The organism is Actinoalloteichus fjordicus (assembly GCF_001941625.1).
GTDB lineage: Bacteria > Actinomycetota > Actinomycetes > Mycobacteriales > Pseudonocardiaceae > Actinoalloteichus_A > Actinoalloteichus_A fjordicus.
Window position 1 is genome coordinate 2,008,297 of the sequence record NZ_CP016076.1, and the last position, 15,131, is coordinate 2,023,427.

General features: G+C 70.2%; 15 protein-coding genes. 13 read left to right on the forward strand and 2 right to left on the reverse strand.

Going from position 1 to position 15,131, the window contains the following annotated elements:
- Positions 1-102: 102 nt before the first annotated feature.
- Genes UA74_RS09085 through UA74_RS09095 form a run of 3 tightly spaced genes read left to right on the forward strand, consistent with a single transcriptional unit; the run spans position 103 to position 3,043 of the window.
- A complete protein-coding gene (locus UA74_RS09085; protein WP_075739867.1) occupies positions 103-1,275 on the forward strand; it encodes an ABC transporter substrate-binding protein in 1,173 nt (390 codons plus the stop codon).
- Positions 1,272-2,135, forward strand: a complete 864-nt coding sequence (locus UA74_RS09090) for an ABC transporter permease (protein ID WP_075739868.1) — start codon at positions 1,272-1,274, stop codon at positions 2,133-2,135. The genes UA74_RS09085 and UA74_RS09090 overlap by 4 nt, the downstream gene beginning before the upstream one ends.
- A complete protein-coding gene (locus tag UA74_RS09095) occupies positions 2,132-3,043 on the forward strand; it encodes an ABC transporter permease (RefSeq protein WP_083683047.1) in 912 nt (303 codons plus the stop codon). Before UA74_RS09090 ends, UA74_RS09095 begins: the two co-directional genes overlap by 4 nt.
- 172 nt (positions 3,044-3,215) lie before the next feature.
- Here UA74_RS09095 and UA74_RS09100 read toward each other — a convergent pair whose 3' ends face one another.
- Positions 3,216-3,494: a GlsB/YeaQ/YmgE family stress response membrane protein gene (locus UA74_RS09100; protein ID WP_075739869.1), complete on the reverse strand. Its 279-nt coding sequence runs from the start codon at positions 3,492-3,494 to the stop codon at positions 3,216-3,218.
- Positions 3,495-3,688: 194 nt separating this feature from the next.
- On the opposite strand from UA74_RS09100, the gene dxr reads away from it, so the two are divergent.
- From dxr to UA74_RS09145, 9 genes are all read left to right on the forward strand, one after another.
- Positions 3,689-4,945, forward strand: coding sequence for a 1-deoxy-D-xylulose-5-phosphate reductoisomerase (dxr, locus tag UA74_RS09105; protein ID WP_075743583.1), 1,257 nt, complete (start codon positions 3,689-3,691; stop codon positions 4,943-4,945).
- A gap of 4 nt (positions 4,946-4,949) precedes the next feature.
- Complete coding sequence (locus UA74_RS09110) at positions 4,950-6,155, forward strand: M50 family metallopeptidase (RefSeq protein WP_075743584.1); 1,206 nt, start codon at positions 4,950-4,952, stop codon at positions 6,153-6,155.
- Between the two features lie 62 nt (positions 6,156-6,217).
- Positions 6,218-7,360: a flavodoxin-dependent (E)-4-hydroxy-3-methylbut-2-enyl-diphosphate synthase gene (gene ispG, locus UA74_RS09115; protein ID WP_075739870.1), complete on the forward strand. Its 1,143-nt coding sequence runs from the start codon at positions 6,218-6,220 to the stop codon at positions 7,358-7,360.
- A gap of 87 nt (positions 7,361-7,447) precedes the next feature.
- The gene (locus UA74_RS09120; protein ID WP_075764220.1) at positions 7,448-8,284 is read left to right on the forward strand and encodes a GNAT family N-acetyltransferase; all 837 of its coding nucleotides are present in this window, start codon (positions 7,448-7,450) and stop codon (positions 8,282-8,284) included.
- 506 nt (positions 8,285-8,790) lie between these two features.
- Positions 8,791-9,156 carry a DUF3054 domain-containing protein gene (locus tag UA74_RS09125; protein ID WP_075743585.1) on the forward strand — a complete coding sequence of 122 codons (366 nt, stop codon included), beginning with the start codon at positions 8,791-8,793 and terminating at the stop codon, positions 9,154-9,156.
- 295 nt (positions 9,157-9,451) lie between these two features.
- Positions 9,452-10,309, forward strand: coding sequence for a type I methionyl aminopeptidase (map, locus tag UA74_RS09130; RefSeq protein ID WP_075739872.1), 858 nt, complete (start codon positions 9,452-9,454; stop codon positions 10,307-10,309).
- 114 nt (positions 10,310-10,423) lie between these two features.
- Positions 10,424-12,064, forward strand: a complete 1,641-nt coding sequence (locus tag UA74_RS09135; RefSeq protein WP_075743586.1) for a cobyric acid synthase — start codon at positions 10,424-10,426, stop codon at positions 12,062-12,064.
- 189 nt (positions 12,065-12,253) lie between these two features.
- Positions 12,254-12,499 (forward strand): type II toxin-antitoxin system Phd/YefM family antitoxin, encoded by a 246-nt coding sequence (locus UA74_RS09140; protein ID WP_075739873.1) that lies wholly within the window; start codon positions 12,254-12,256, stop codon positions 12,497-12,499.
- A complete protein-coding gene (locus tag UA74_RS09145) occupies positions 12,496-12,876 on the forward strand; it encodes a type II toxin-antitoxin system VapC family toxin (protein WP_075739874.1) in 381 nt (126 codons plus the stop codon). The genes UA74_RS09140 and UA74_RS09145 overlap by 4 nt, the downstream gene beginning before the upstream one ends.
- Before the next feature lie 175 nt (positions 12,877-13,051).
- On the opposite strand, the gene UA74_RS09150 is transcribed toward UA74_RS09145, so the two are convergent.
- On the reverse strand, positions 13,052-13,756 hold the full coding sequence (locus UA74_RS09150) for a FadR/GntR family transcriptional regulator (RefSeq protein ID WP_075739875.1): 705 nt from the start codon (positions 13,754-13,756) through the stop codon (positions 13,052-13,054).
- A 48-nt stretch (positions 13,757-13,804) separates the two neighbouring features.
- Between UA74_RS09150 and UA74_RS09155 the strand changes: the two genes are divergently transcribed.
- Positions 13,805-15,124 (forward strand): CynX/NimT family MFS transporter, encoded by a 1,320-nt coding sequence (locus tag UA74_RS09155; RefSeq protein ID WP_232237690.1) that lies wholly within the window; start codon positions 13,805-13,807, stop codon positions 15,122-15,124.
- Positions 15,125-15,131 lie beyond the last annotated feature (7 nt).

Below are 15,131 nucleotides of genomic sequence, written 5' to 3' on the forward strand. Positions count from 1 at the left end.
CCCGCGTCGAGTCGACGCTGACCGGGGCGCCGAGCACGGCACGAACACGGCACAGCACGAACACGGCACGGGACGAAACACGGTGAGGGAGGTGGATGCGACATGGCATCCGAGCAGGACGGACGACCGGCGGTGCGGATCGCACGACTGTGGGACGGGGGCAGCCCGCGCCTCACGCGCCGATCGATGTTGAGGTCGATGGCCTTCTTCGCGGTGGCCGCGCAGGGAGCGGCGGCCTGCGGAGTGGGCGCCGCGCCGTCCCCGTCCGACTCCGCCTCGCCGGACTCCTCGTCCGTGCGCAACGACGTCGACGAGCCGGTGCTCAACCTCTACAACTGGACCGACTACATCGACGAGGACACCATCCCCGGCTTCCAGGAGGAGACCGGCATCCGGGTCGTCTACGACAACTTCAGCTCCAACGACGAACTGGAGGCCAAGATCGCCTCGGGCGCGGCCGGGTACGACCTGGTGGTCCCCACCGACAACTTCCTGCGGAGGTTCCTGCGCTCCGATCTGCTGCGCCCCCTCGATCAGGACCTGTTGACCAATCTCGACAACCTGGGGAGTCGCTTCCGCGACGCCGACTACGACCCAGGGAACCGCTACTCCGTTCCGTGGGCCTGGGGCACGACCGGGCTGGCCTACTCGCCCGCCGAGCTGGGTGCGGAGGTGACCAGCCTGTCGGCCTTCGACCTGCCCACGGCGCGGGGCCGCAGCATCCTGCTCGACGAGGCTCGCGACGGCCTGGCGCTGGGCATGTTGGCGCTGGGACACGATCCGAACTCCACCGAGCCCGCCGACCTGGACGAGGCGGTGGAGTACCTGCTGGACCTGAAGAGCAGGCTCGGTCAGATCACCTCGGACGTCATCGAGCCGCTGTCCTCCGGCCAGGCACCGCTGGCCCAGGCCTATTCCGGGGACGTGTTCCAGGCCCAGGAGGCCAATCCCGACCTGGCCTATGTGATTCCAGCGGAGGGCGGGCTGTCCTGGGTCGACGTGTTGTGCATTCCGAGGGACGCACCGCACGCCGAGAACGCCCACCGCTTCATCGACCACATCCTGCAGCCCGAGGTCGGGGCGCGGCTGGCGGAGGAGATCCAGTACGGCAGCCCCAACGAGGCCGCCCTGCCACTGATCGATCCGGCGCTGCGGGACGATCCGCTGATCTACCCGTCAGAGGAGGAGCTGGCCAGACTGCCGTTCACCGCCGATCTCGGCCCCGAGGTGGAGGCCCGCTACGCGGACGCCTGGACCAGGGTGAAGACCGGGTGACGGGCCCGCGCTCGCGGCGCGGGATCGCGCGGGGGCTGGCCACGGCGGGACAGCTGGGGCCCGCGGCGTTGTGGCTGGTCCTGTTCCTGCTGGTCCCGTTGGCACTCGTGGTGCAGTTCAGCTTCGCGACCAGGGACACCGGCGCGGCACGAGCCGTGCTGCCCTGGACGACGCTGCCCTATCGAACCGCGCTGGACCCGGCGTTCCTGCCGATTTTCTGGCGCACCCTCGTCTACGCGACCGTGACCACGGCGGCGTGCCTGGTGCTCGCCTTTCCGCTGGCGTGGTTCATCGCCCGACACGGTGGTCGGTTCCGCACGGTGCTGCTCGCGCTCGTGCTGATCCCGTTCTGGGCGAGCTATCTGGCCAGGGTCTACGCGTGGAAGGCGCTGCTCGACGGCGACGGCCCGATCAATCGGCTGCTCGACCTCGTCGGCCTCGGACGGGCGGGCGGCTACCTGCTCACCGACACGGCGGTGGTGCTGGGCCTGACCTACGGGTTCCTCCCGTTCATGGTGCTGCCGCTCTACGTGGCCTGCGTGCGCTTCGACCACCAGCTCGTGGAGGCCTCCTACGACCTGGGGCACGGCAGACTGGGGACGTTCTTCCGCGTCGTTCTCCCCGGCGTGCTGCCGGGCATCCTCGCGGGGGCGCTGCTGGTCCTGGTGCCTGCCGCCGGGGACTTCGTGACGCCGAGCCTCCTCGGCGGCGTCGACCAGAGCACCTTCGGCAGCGTCGTCGACGACCAGTTCGGCGGCGGCAACAACTGGCCGCTCGGCTCGGCGATGGCGGTGCTGCTGCTGATCCTGGTGGTGGTCGCGCTGCTGGCGCGCGGCCGCAGGGGAGAGGACGTCCTGTGAGCGCAGCGCCTCGGCTCGGGCGGCGGAGCCAGGGGAGCGACTCGGGGGCCCGCCGGGCGGACGGGCGACCGGTCGGGCGGCGACGTGCCGTTCGACGGCCCTGGCGGCTCGGCGCGGCGGCGGTCGCGGTCTACGTCTTCCTGTACGCGCCGATCCTGTGGTTGGCGCTGGTCTCGTTCAACGATTCACGGACGCTGAGCACCCTCACCGGCTTCTCCCTGCGCTGGTACGTCGAACTGGCGAACGACGAGCGGGTGATGTCGGCGCTGCTGCTGTCCCTGCGGCTGGCAGCGGTCAGCGCGGTGATCGCCACCCTCATCGGGACTCTCGCGGCCTTCGGCCTGCGGCGGGCGTTCCGGGGGCGCGGCCTGTGGACGACGGTGCTGGCGTTGCCCCTGGTGGTGCCCGAGGTGGTGCTCGGGGTGAGTCTGTTGGCGTTCTGCGTGCAGCTGCTGGGCATTCCGCTCGGCTTCGGCGCGCTGCTGCTCGCGCACGTCACGTTCTCGCTCAGCTATGTCGTGGTCGTGGTGCGGGCCCGTCTGGCGGGCCTTGATCCGAGGATCGAGGAGGCGGCCGCCGATCTGGGGGCCGGTCCGCTGACGCGCTGGCGCACGGTCACGCTGCCGTTGATCGCCCCGGCCGTCGGCGCAGGCGCGGCCTTCGCCTTCGTGCTGTCCTTCGACGACGTCGTGACCTCGGGATATCTCACCGGGGTCGGCTCGACGACGCTGCCGGTGTTCGTCTACGGGCAGGCTCGGCGCGGGGTGTCCCCCGAAGTGGTGGCCCTGTCGACGGCCATGGTGGCCGCCTCCGCCGCGGTGCTGCTCCTCGGCGTGCTGGTCACCGTGTTGCGGGCTCGTCGGGCCGGGCGGTCGGCCGCGCGAGACGTCCTGTCCACTGCCTCGTGACCCCCTCGGGGCGCTGCCGCACGGGGATCGCCTCCGGGCGTCGCGCATCCTCCCGGGGCGCGAACTGGACTGCGCCGTCAGGAGGCGGGACCTCGGCCCGCGACCCCGGACACGCGGAAGGGACCGCGAGCGCCGTAAGGCACCGCGATCCCTTCCGTAGTCGAGGACCAGCTCAGGCGTGCGCCCGAGGTGATCCACGGCGTCCCACGACCATGCGATAGATGGCCAACAGCACGATCGAGCCGAGAATGGCGACGATCCAGGTCTGAATGCTGAAGAAGTCCTCCGTACCGGTGCCGAAGAGTGCGCTTCCCACCCAACCGCCGAGGAGGGCTCCTACCACTCCGAGGACCATCGTCATCACGATGCCGCCGGGGTCCTTGCCTGGCATGACCGCCTTGGCGATGGCGCCTGCCAGAAGCCCCAGCACGATCCAACCGAGGATGCCCATCGGTGTACTCCTTCCATGCTTCGGGCGTCGTCTGCGCCGCTGACACGGGAGTACCCAGACGGGGGCACGTCATTCGTGTGAATTCACCAGGCGCCGGGCTCGTTATCTTTTCGTGACCATGGTGGCGGCCGCCTCGAGGTGCCTGCGACCGCCCGATTCCGGCGCCCGACCAGGGTCGTAAGAGAATGTCGGCGATGCACGTTCTCGCGACTTCAGACGGTTCCGCCACTCGCCGTGACGTACTGCTGCTGGGCTCCACAGGCTCGGTCGGCGTCCAGGCACTCGAAGTGGCCCGCCTCGACCCGGCGAGGTTCCGGGTCGTCGGACTGGCGGCGGGCGGAGGTGACCCAGCCGCCCTGGCCGCCCAGGCACTGGAGTTCGGCGTCGCCGCCGTGGCGGTGGCCCGCGCCACCGCCGTGGAAGACCTGCAACTCGCCTGTTACGCGGAGGCTCAGCGCCGCGGCTATTCGCGCGGCGAGTTCCGGATGCCCCGCATCCTCGCCGGGCCGCAGGCCGTCGTGGAGCTGATCGAGACCACGCCCGCCGACGTGGTGCTCAATGCGATCGACGGCTCCCGAGGGCTCGTCCCCACCCTCGCCGCGCTGCGGACCGGGGCCACCCTGGCGCTGGCGAACAAGGAGTCCCTGATCGCGGGCGGCTCCCTGGTCCTCGACGCGGCGGCCCCCGGCCAGCTCGTACCGGTGGACTCCGAGCACTCCGCGTTGGCCCAGGCATTGCGCGGCGGCCGGGCCGAGGAGGTGGACCGGCTGGTCGTCACCGCGTCGGGCGGGCCCTTCCGGGGGCGGACGCGGGCGGAACTGGCCGACGTCACGGTCGAGCAGGCGATGGCGCACCCGACGTGGTCGATGGGCCCGGTCATCACCGTGAACTCCGCCACTCTGGTGAACAAGGGCCTGGAGGTCATCGAGGCGCACCTGCTGTTCGGGGTCCCCTATGACCGCATCGACGTGGTGGTCCATCCGCAGTCGATCGTGCATTCCATGGTGACCTTCGTCGACGGCTCCACCCTCGCCCAGGCGAGCCCGCCGAGCATGAAGCTGCCCATCGCGGTGGCGCTGGGCTGGCCCGACCGCGTTCCGGGCGCCTCGCCTGCCTGCCGGTTCGACGAGGCGAGCGCCTGGACCTTCGAGCCGTTGGACGACGTCGCGTTCCCCTCGGTGCGGCTGGCGAAGGCGGCAGGCGCGGCGGGCGGCTGTCTTCCTGCGGTGTACAACGCCGCCAATGAGGAGGCCGTCGGGGCATTCCTGCAAGGTCGCACCGATTTCACCGCCATCGTGGACACTGTCACCGAGGTGCTGAGCGAGGCGGACGGCTGGCGGGCCGACCCCGCCGACATCGACGACGTGTCGGCGGCCGAGGACTGGGCCAGAGCTCGCGCCGGTGAACTTCTGGGTGTCGCCGTCGGCGGCGCCGCGGCTGAAAGGGACTGACGACGTGGCCTTTGCAATCGGGGTCATCCTCTTCGCGCTGGGGATCGGGATCTCCATCGCGTTGCACGAGTTCGGCCACCTCGCCGCGGCCAAGGCCTTCAAGATGAAGGTCACGGAGTACTTCGTCGGATTCGGCCCGAAGATCTTCTCCTTCCGCCGTGGTGAGACCGAGTACGGGCTCAAGGCCATCCCGGCGGGCGGCTACTGCCGGATCGTCGGCATGACGGCGCTGGAGGAGGTCGACCCGAGCGAGACCAGCCGGGCGATGTACAACAAGCCCGTCTGGCAGCGGGTCATCGTGCTCTCAGCGGGCTCGCTGGTGCACTTCGTCCTCGGCTTTCTGATCCTGCTGATCATGGCCTTCAGCATGGGCCTGCCCAACATCGACGGCCGGGCGTCCGTCGGCGTGATCAGCGACTGCGTCAGCGATCAGGACCCGGAGAGCGGCCAGCTCGTGCCCTGTGCGCCGGGCGACCCGGCGCCCGCCCGCGACGCGGGCATCCAGCCCGGTGACGAGATCATCGCCGTCGCGGGCAGCGCGACCCCGCTCTACACCGACGTGCTCGAGCAGACGCGCGACGCCGAGGGGCCGACCGAGTTCACCATCGTCCGGGGCGGCGAGGAACAGACGGTCACCGTGGACGTCGCCACGGTCCAGCGGCTGCCGCTGGACGGCGGCGATGGCCTGGAGTCGGTGGGGGCCGTCGGCCTCGGCCAGGCCGCGACCTTCCATTACGAGGGCCTGGCCGCCGTGCCCGCGACCGTCGACTTCACCGGCACCATGTTCGTCGAGACCTTCCAGCGGCTGCTGGAGTTGCCCGAGCGGATTCCCGCCCTGTTCACCGCCATCTTCGGCGGCGAGCGCGACATGAACACCCCGGTGAGCGTCGTCGGGGCCAGCATCATCGGCGGCGACGCGGTCGATCAGGGCCTGTGGGAGCTGTTCCTTCTGCTGCTGGCGACCCTGAACTTCTTCGTCGGCGTGTTCAACCTGCTGCCACTCCTGCCGTTGGACGGCGGACACATCGCGGTCAACGTCTATGAGCGGGTCCGGGACATGGTGCGCGGCTGGCGGGGCAAGCCCCGAGGCGGGCCGGTGGACTACACCAAGCTGCTGCCGATCACCTATGCAGCGGTCGTGATCGGCGGTGCCTTCGTGCTCCTGACCCTGACGGCGGACATCGTCAACCCCTTGCGGCTCACCCAGTAGGCTGGTAGCGGCCCGCTCGTCACGGGCGGGTCGCTTACCGACCGAATCGCGGAGAGGATTCGATGAGCGTCGATCTAGGGATGCCTGCGGCGCCGCCGCCGGTGCTGGCGCCACGACGTAAGACCCGATCGTTGCAGGTCGGAACGGTGCAGGTCGGTGGGGACGCTCCGATCTCGGTGCAGTCGATGACGACGACGGTGACGGCGGACGTCAACGCCACTCTGCAGCAGATCGCCGAGCTGACCGCCTCCGGCTGTGACATCGTCCGCGTCGCGTGCCCGACACAGGACGACGCCGACGCGCTGCCCGCGATCGCGCGCAAGTCGCAGATCCCGGTGATCGCCGACATCCACTTCCAGCCCAAGTACGTGTTCGCCGCCATCGAGGCAGGTTGCGCCGCCGTGCGGGTGAACCCGGGGAACATCAAGAAGTTCGACGACAAGGTCAAGGAGATCGCCCAGGCGGCCAAGGACCACCGCACGCCGATCAGGATCGGCGTGAACGCGGGCTCGCTGGACCCTCGGCTGCTGGCCAAGCACGGCAAGGCCACTCCGGAGGCACTGGTCGAGTCGGCGCTGTGGGAGGCGAGCCTGTTCGCCGAGCACGACTTCCACGACATCAAGATCTCGGTCAAGCACAACGACCCGGTCGTGATGGTCCGCGCGTACGAGCTGCTGTCCGAGGCGTGCGACTACCCGCTGCACCTCGGCGTGACCGAGGCGGGGCCCGCGTTCCAGGGCACCATCAAGTCGGCCGTGGCCTTCGGCGCGCTGCTGCGACAGGGCATCGGCGACACCATCCGTGTGTCGCTCTCGGCGCCGCCGGTCGAGGAGATCAAGGTCGGCACCCAGATCCTCCAGTCGCTGAATCTGCGGCCGCGCAAGCTGGAGATCGTCTCCTGCCCCTCGTGCGGCCGGGCGCAGGTCGACGTCTACACCCTCGCCGAGGAGGTCACCGCAGGCCTGGAGGGCATGGAGGTGCCGCTGCGCGTCGCGGTGATGGGCTGTGTCGTCAACGGCCCCGGCGAGGCGCGCGAGGCCGACCTCGGGGTGGCCTCCGGCAACGGCAAGGGACAGATCTTCGTCAAGGGCAAGGTCATCAAGACCGTGCCGGAGCACCAGATCGTCGAGACGTTGATCGAAGAGGCGATGCGCATCGCCGAGACGATGGAGGACACCGGCGAGCCCAGCGTGACGGTCAGCTGACCTCACGGGGCCGGACGGTCCCGGCGAAGATCACCGGTGCCGACCCGCGTCGCCGTGCGATCAGTGGCCTCTGGCACTCTTGACGGCGTGTTGAGGCTCGCCGGTGCTCGGCTGCTCGACGAACGAGACGGGGGCGCGATCCGGTCGGCGATCGCCCTCGACCCGGTCGCGGCCTGCATGGTCGCGGCCAGGGTGGAGGCGACCGGCCTCGACCCCTGGCGCCTGGGCGGCGAACTGTGGGGCGTCGGATCTCGGCTCAACGGGCTCTGCTTCTCCGGAGCGAACCTCATCCCGCTGCGCGGCGGGCGGGCCGCGCTGCGGGCCTTCGCCGATCGGGCGCTGCGCCGTCGGCGATTCTGCTCCTCGCTGGTCGGTCCCGCCGAACAGGTGCTGGGCCTCTGGCGTGAGCTGGAGCCTGCGTGGGGACCTGCCAGGGACATCCGCCCGGACCAGCCGCTGCTCGCCATCCCCACGGCGCCGAGGATGAGTCCCGATCCACTGGTCCGGCGCGTGCGTCCGAAGGATCTGGAGCGCTACCTTCCTGCGGCGATCGCGATGTTCATCGAGGAGGTCGGCGTCGATCCTCGGATCGAGGACGGCGGCGCGTCCTACCGGGCACGGGTGGTCGAACTCGTCGCGGGCGGCCGGGCGTTCGCCCGGTTCGAGGGCGACGAAGTCGTGTTCAAGGCGGAGATCGGCGCCTTGTCCTCGCGAGTGGGGCAGATCCAGGGCGTGTGGGTGCACCCCGACCATCGGGGTCGCGGTCTGGGCGTGCACGGCACGGCGGCCGTGGTCGACCACCTGGTCACCAGGCTCGGCCGGACGGCCAGCCTGTACGTCAACGGGTACAACCACGTCGCTCGGCGGGTCTACGAGCGGATCGGCTTCCAGACCGTCGGAAGATTCGGCACCGTGCTGGTCTGAGCCGTGCAGGCCGCAGGCACGGTGCTACCCGTGCTGCGGACTCGCGCGGCGGCGACTCCTCCTGGCTCGGGCGATACGACCCGTCGCCGCAGACTCGGGTGGTGGTCGTCGGCCGGTCGCCTGCGGCGGTCGTCTGCCCGCCCGGCCCGGTGTGTCGCGGGCGTCCCCCGGCGTGGTGCCCGGCTTCGCTCGCTGACCTGTCGATGCCGACCCCGTCCGTTCGGTCTGGGCCCGATGCCCGCTGTCGGCCCCGATCGCGGCATCGGTCGAGTAGGAACACCGTGACCTGCGAATTTCCAAGCCTCCCTCCCCCGGCGCGGCCTGCGCCGTGTTGATCGCGGAACACCGAGGACGGCGAAGAGGACGGCGGATGTGTCGACGCATTCGACGGGGAGTACGGTTCCCCGTCGTGCACGGCCTGCTGGACCGTACGGAGTAGTTCGGCGAGGACAGCGCCGCCAGACCGATCAGGTGTTCTCTCGCCGAATCAAGATGAAGAGGTGCTCGTGTCCCGGATCACTCGGGCACTGCCTGCCGCGTCGGTGGACGTGTTGGCAGTGCTGGTGTTCGCATTCGTGGGTCGACGTAATCATGAAGAGGCAGCAGGCCTCGGTGACGTCGTCACGACGTCGGTCCCGTTTCTCGGCGGGTTGGCCGTCGGCTGGTTGGTGACGAGGGCTTGGCGCGAGCCCACTCGACTGGCGGTCGGCGTCGGCGTCTGGGTGGCTGCGGTGTTGGGCGGACTGGCGGTTCGCGCGGTCACGGTCAATGTGCCGCCGGTATCGTTCGCGCTGGTCACAGCGACTGTTCTCGGCTTGTTCATGCTCGGTTGGCGGGCGGCGGCGGTCATGTTCGATCGAGGTTGCGACTGAATCGGTGATCTGCGGAGGCTCTTGTTCGAGTGCGGGTACCGGATGATGTTCTGACGTGCGGGCATAGCGATTCTTCCGGGCTCCGGGAGTTTCGCTATTGAACCACTCAATTCAGACGTATCGCGGACTCCGATTCGATCGTCGCAGGCGAACGGGAGCGGCGTGCGGTCGGCCGCCGATCCCGGCTTTCGGTGTTCCGCGCCGGGCGATCATCGACCTCGACGAGAGGCTGCTCACGGTGGTTGGGGAAGCGGGGGCGCCGATCGCCGTTCCCGGCGCTGCGTAATCTGGGGGCATGTCGCTTCGCTCCCCCCTTCGGCCTGGACAGCAGTCGCCCCGCAGGCCGGTTCCCGCAGCCATCACCCGACCCGAGTATGTGGACCGCCCCGCCCCGGCACGCAATACCGACCCGTGGGTGCAGTCCGCCGAGGTGATCGAGAAGATGCGGGTGGCGGGACGACTGGCGGCGCAGGCTCTGGAACTGGGCGGCAAGACGGTCGCACCGGGCGTGACCACCGACGAGATCGACCGGGTGATCCACGAGTTCCTCTGCGACAACAACGCCTACCCGTCGACGCTGGGCTATCGGAACTTCCCGAAGTCCTGCTGCACCTCGCTCAACGAGGTCATCTGCCACGGCATCCCCGACTCGACGGTGATCGAGGACGGCGACATCGTCAACATCGACGTCACCGCCTACCTCGACGAGGTTCACGGCGACACCAATGCCACCTTCTTCGCGGGCGAGGTCGCCGAGGAGGTGCGCCTGCTGGTGGAGCGCACGCACGAGGCGACGCTCCGGGCGATCCGCGCGGTCCGGCCGGGCCGCAGGCTCAACGTCATCGGTCGCGTCATCGAGGCCTACGCGAAGCGGTTCGACTACGGCGTGGTCCGTGACTTCACCGGCCACGGCATCGGCCGCTCCTTCCACAGCGGGCTGGTGATCCTGCATTACGACGAGCCGAACGTCGACACCGAGATCGAGGAGGGCATGACCTTCACGATCGAGCCGATGATCACTCTCGGCGGCATCGACTACGACATCTGGGACGATGGCTGGACCGTCACCACCAAGGACAAGAGCTGGACCGCGCAGTTCGAGCACACGATCCTGGTCACCGCCGACGGTGCGGAGATCCTCACCCAGGCGTGAGGCTGCCTGCACCAGGCGTGCGGGGCAGCGGTCGGCGTCGGCGGGTTCGGTACGCTGCGGCGATGAGTGCGGCGCCCGGTGAGTTCTCGTCGGCGCCCCGTGGCTGATCGAGGCCTGGGCGGCGCGCTGTTGGTGGCGGGCACCACCTCCGACGCAGGCAAGAGCGTGCTGACGGCCGGGCTGTGCCGGTGGCTGGCCCGGCGCGGGGTGCGGGTGGCGCCGTTCAAGGCGCAGAACATGTCCAACAACTCGGTGGTCACCGTCGACGGCGGCGAGATCGGCCGGGCACAGGCCATGCAGGCTGCGGCGGCCGGGCTCCGGCCCAGCGTCCGCTTCAATCCGGTGCTGCTCAAGCCGGGCAGCGATCGCAGCTCCCAGGTGGTGCTGCACGGGACGGTGATCGGCGAGGTCGACGCCGCGTCGTACCGGCGTCGCCGTGCCGAGCTGGCCGAGGCGGTGCGGACGAGCCTCGCCGAGCTGCGCGCCGAGTTCGACGTGGTGATCTGCGAAGGCGCCGGGTCGCCCGCCGAGATCAATCTCCGGGCGGGCGACCTCGCGAACATGGGGCTCGCCGTCGCCGGGCGGCTGCCGGTGATCGTGGTGTCCGACATCGATCGCGGCGGGGTCTTCGCTCATCTCTACGGCACGCTGGCCCTGCTCGACGCGACCGATCAGTCACTGATCGCGGGTTTCGTGATCAACAAGTTCCGAGGTGATCTCGGCCTGCTGGAACCCGGGCTGCGGACGCTCACCGACCTCACCGGCAGGCCCGTCTACGGCGTCCTGCCCTGGTCGGACGGACTGTGGCTGGATGCCGAGGACTCGCTGTCCACCGCGACCGACGGCGTGTTGGGCCGACCGGCGCCGCCGCTGGGGGAGTCCTGGCTGCGGGTGGCGGTGCCTCGGCTGCCGAGGATGTCCAACCCGACCGATCTGGACGCACTCGCCTGCGAACCCGGCGTCGCGGTCCGCTTCGCCGAGGAGCCCTCTCGCCTGGCCGATGCCGACCTCGTGGTGATCCCCGGCTCCAAGTCCACCGTCGCCGACCTGGACTGGCTGCGTCGGACGGGGCTGGCCGAGGCGATTCGACGGCACGCCGAGGCGGGCAGGCCGGTGTTCGGCGTGTGCGGCGGTTTTCAGATGCTGGCCCGCACGATCGACGACCGGGTCGAGTCCCGCCGGGGCACCGTGCCGGGGCTGGGCCTGCTCGACCTCGAGGTCACCTTCGAGGCCGCCAAGACGCTGCGGACGCCGACGGGTGTCGCGCTGGGTGAGCCGGTGACGGGTTACGAGATCCATCACGGCCGGATCAGCAGGCGCGCGGCGGGGCTGGCGCCGCTGGTGGAGCGGGTCTCCTCGGCCCGCGGAGCGGACGCGGTAAACGTCGGAGACGCGGCGCGCGGAGCGGGCGCGGATTCTGCGGCGGCCCGCGTGGGCATCGGCGGGAAAGACGACGCGGCCGGGGACGATCGAGTGGAGGGCGTGGCATCCTGGCCGGTGGCGGGCACGCACTGGCACGGCCTGTTCGAGAACGACGCCTTCCGCCGCGCCTTCCTTCGCCGGGCCGCTGACCAGGCCGGGCGGGCGGGCTTTCGTGTCGCCTCCGACACCTCGTTCGGCGCCGCCCGCGAGCAGCAGCTCGACCTGCTCGCCGACCTGGTGGACGAACACCTGGACACCAACGCGCTGCTCCGGCTCCTCGAGCAGGGCGCCCCGGCCGGGCTGCCGCTGCTGGCGCCGGGGGCATTGCCCTAGCGGCGGTGACCTCGCCGGCTGTGGCCACCCGATGCGGGCCAGGCGCCGAGCTTCGCTTCAGATCGACGTCGTTGCGGCCGGGGTCGGCTGCCCTGCGCCGCTGCCTCGCTGCGTCGCTGTCGTGGGCGGACGGGCGGCAGCCTCGTGCAATCGACTTGACCAGACTAGGTCTAACGGTACCGTGGAGATATGACGATCCAGGTCAACCTCTATGAGGCGAAGACGCAGTTGTCGCGGCTGGTCGACCAGGCAGCTGGCGGCGAGAAGGTGATCATCGCGCGGAACGGCAGGCCGGTGGCGGCCCTCGGGCCGCTGCCGAAGCACGAGGTCGTGCGGCGGACCCCCGGCGACTGGAAGGGCAAGGGGTGGATCGCCCCCGATTTCGACGAGACGCCGGATGAGGTCGTGGATCTCTTCTACGGGGATTCTCGATGAGGGTGCTGCTGGACACGAACGTGCTGCTCTGGTGGTTGTTCGACGACGAGCGGCTCACGAGGGAGGCGACCGAGCTGATCGCCGACGTCGACAACACGGTGTACGTCTCGGCGGTCAGTGCCTTCGAGATCGCGACCAAGAGTTCGATCGGCAAACTCAGCGTGCCGGGCGACCTGGCGGAGCTCATCACGAAGAACGCCTTCGACGAGATGCCGGTGACGGTGTCACACGGGCTGGAGGTCGCCCGGCTGCCTCTCCACCACCGTGACCCGTTCGACCGCCTGCTGATCGCGCAGGCCCGCTGCGAGTCGCTCACGCTGCTCACCGGTGACACGAAGTTGGAGTCCTACGAGGTCAAGGTGATCACGGTCGGCTGATCGGCGACGAAGGCGCTGAGCCAGGGGGCAGTCTGTCTCGGCGAGGTGCCGGGAGCATAGGGGCGGTTGAGAACCGAGGAGGCGGGCTGATGGCGGCTGTCATGGAGCACCCGACAGGGCACCTAGGCGGCGGCCCTCCGTGGAGCAGCAGCCGCTGCGCGCCCGCGCCGTAGGTTCAGGACCGGCCGGTGTGCTCGCCCGGCTCCCCGAGCCTGTCGAGCTGCTCGTCCAGGAAGCCGCCTGCCTCGCGGGCGGCCTGTTCCGGGTCGTGGTCGCGCACCGCGTCCAGGAGAGCGCTGTGGGACACGTGCTGGACGCACGCCGCCGCGTTGTCCATGGCGACACCGGTCGCGACGCTGGCCAGCACCGCCTCGGTGAAGCCTTGATACAGCTCGGTCAGCACCGGGTTCTGGGCACACGCGACCAGCTGGGCATGGAAATCGGTGTCGATGCGCACCATCGACTCCCAGTCTTCCGCGACCAACGCCGCGTCACGTCGGCGAAGCGTCTCGGTGAGCGAGTCCAGCTCCTCGTCGGTGCGGCGCAGTGCGGCCAGCCGGGCCGCCTCGACCTCCAGCGCTCGGCGCGTCTCCAGCACGTCCCGCAGCTCCGATGCGCACAGCCTGCGCACGGCACCGGACAGCTCGCTGGTGGCTCGGACGAAGGTGCCGTCGCCCTGTCTGACCTCCAGCAGCCCGGCGTGGGCCAGCGCCCGGACCGCCTCCCGCACCGTGTTCCGGCCGACTCCGAGTGCGTCGACCAGTTCGGGCTCGGCGGGTATCCGGCTGCCGATCGCCCATTCGCCACTGGTCACCAGCAGTCGAAGCTGTTCGATGACCTGGTCGACGAGCCCGGTGCGTCGAGTGGTGGCCAACGGCACAACGACGTCCTTTCATCCGAACATCCTATGTTTGGCATAGTAGTCCGCGTGTCCTGGGAACGACGAGAACCACCAGCCTGGAATGATCGGATTCTCCCCGACGAACCGGGCGGCGTACAGCAGGCCGTCTTGGCCGGCGAGGACGCCGTGGCCCCGGACGCAGGCGCGGCGGCAGGCAGGCGGCCTGGTGCCAAGGGCCACACCGCTCTCGTCGGCAGTGGGCTGCTGCTGATCGGCGTCGCCCTCGCCGCCGCGAACATGCGACCGGCCGTCACCAGCCTCGCGTCGGTCCTCGGCGAGATCCGTTCCTCCCTCGGCCAGTCGACGACCTGGGCGAGCGTGCTGACCACGGTGCCGACGCTCTGCTTCGGACTGGCCGGGGTGGCCGCGCCCTTCCTGGCCCGCCGTTTAGGGCTGGCCCGAGGCATCGGGCTCGCGTTGGCCGTGCTCGCCGTCGGGCTGACGGTCCGCGCCGTGGACGGCCCCTCGGCCGTGCTGGCGGGCACCTTTCTGGCCTGCGGCGCCATCGCGCTGTGCAACGTGCTGGTCCCCGTGGTGGTCAAGGAGTCGTTCCCCCACCGCATGGGCATGGCCACCGGCATCTACACCTCGGCGATGGCGGCGGGCGGTGCGCTCGGCTCCGCGTTGACGCCCCGCTTCGCATTGTGGTTCGACGGCTGGCGGCTGCCGCTGGCCACCTGGGCGCTGCTGGCGCTGGCCGCGCTGTGCGTCTGGTCGGTCGCCGCCCGCCATGACCGCTCCGCCGCGCCCGCCGCGCCGTCCACCACGCCGGATCGACAGGGTTCGCTGCTGCGCAGCCCGCTGGCCTGGGCCATCACCCTGTTCTTCGCCACGCAGGCCCTGATCGCCTACGTGGTGATGGGCTGGCTGCCGGAGGTGCTCATGGCGGTGGGGCACGACGCCGCGACGGCGGGCCTCCTGCTGGCCGTGGTGATGGTGGTGGGGGTGCCGATGAGCCTGCTCACCGGGCCCCTCATCGCGCGCAGCCCGACTCAGTCGTGGTGGGCGGCGGGCCTGGGCGGCCTGGCCGCGGTCGGCATCCTCGGGCTGCTCGTCGCGCCGCTGTGGGCGCCGCTGCTGTGGGCGTTGACCCTCGGGATCGGCATGGCCGTGTTCCCGCTGGCACTCACGCTCATCTCGCTGCGGACCAGGTCGTCGGCGGAGACGGCCAGGATGTCCGCGATGGCGCAGAGTCTGGGCTACCTGATCGCGGCCACCGGACCGTTCCTCTTCGGGCTCCTGCACGACGCGACCGGCGACTGGGACGTGTCGTTGCTGATGGTGCTGGGAGTGCTGGTGGTGCAGACCGTCCTCGGCGTGATCGCTGGTCGTCCTCGCTACGTCTGACGACGGT

What these genes read in the sequence shown, in the direction of transcription:
- UA74_RS09140 (WP_075739873.1), top strand. Translation starts at nt 12,254, where the DNA reads ATGACGATCCAGGTCAACCTCTATGAGGCGAAGACGCAGTTGTCGCGG.
- ispG (WP_075739870.1), top strand. Translation starts at nt 6,218, where the DNA reads ATGAGCGTCGATCTAGGGATGCCTGCGGCGCCGCCGCCGGTGCTGGCG.
- UA74_RS09085 (WP_075739867.1), top strand. Translation starts at nt 103, where the DNA reads ATGGCATCCGAGCAGGACGGACGACCGGCGGTGCGGATCGCACGACTG.
- UA74_RS09100 (WP_075739869.1), bottom strand. Translation starts at nt 3,494, where the DNA reads ATGGGCATCCTCGGTTGGATCGTGCTGGGGCTTCTGGCAGGCGCCATC.
- map (WP_075739872.1), top strand. Translation starts at nt 9,452, where the DNA reads ATGTCGCTTCGCTCCCCCCTTCGGCCTGGACAGCAGTCGCCCCGCAGG.
- UA74_RS09145 (WP_075739874.1), top strand. Translation starts at nt 12,496, where the DNA reads ATGAGGGTGCTGCTGGACACGAACGTGCTGCTCTGGTGGTTGTTCGAC.
- dxr (WP_075743583.1), top strand. Translation starts at nt 3,689, where the DNA reads ATGCACGTTCTCGCGACTTCAGACGGTTCCGCCACTCGCCGTGACGTA.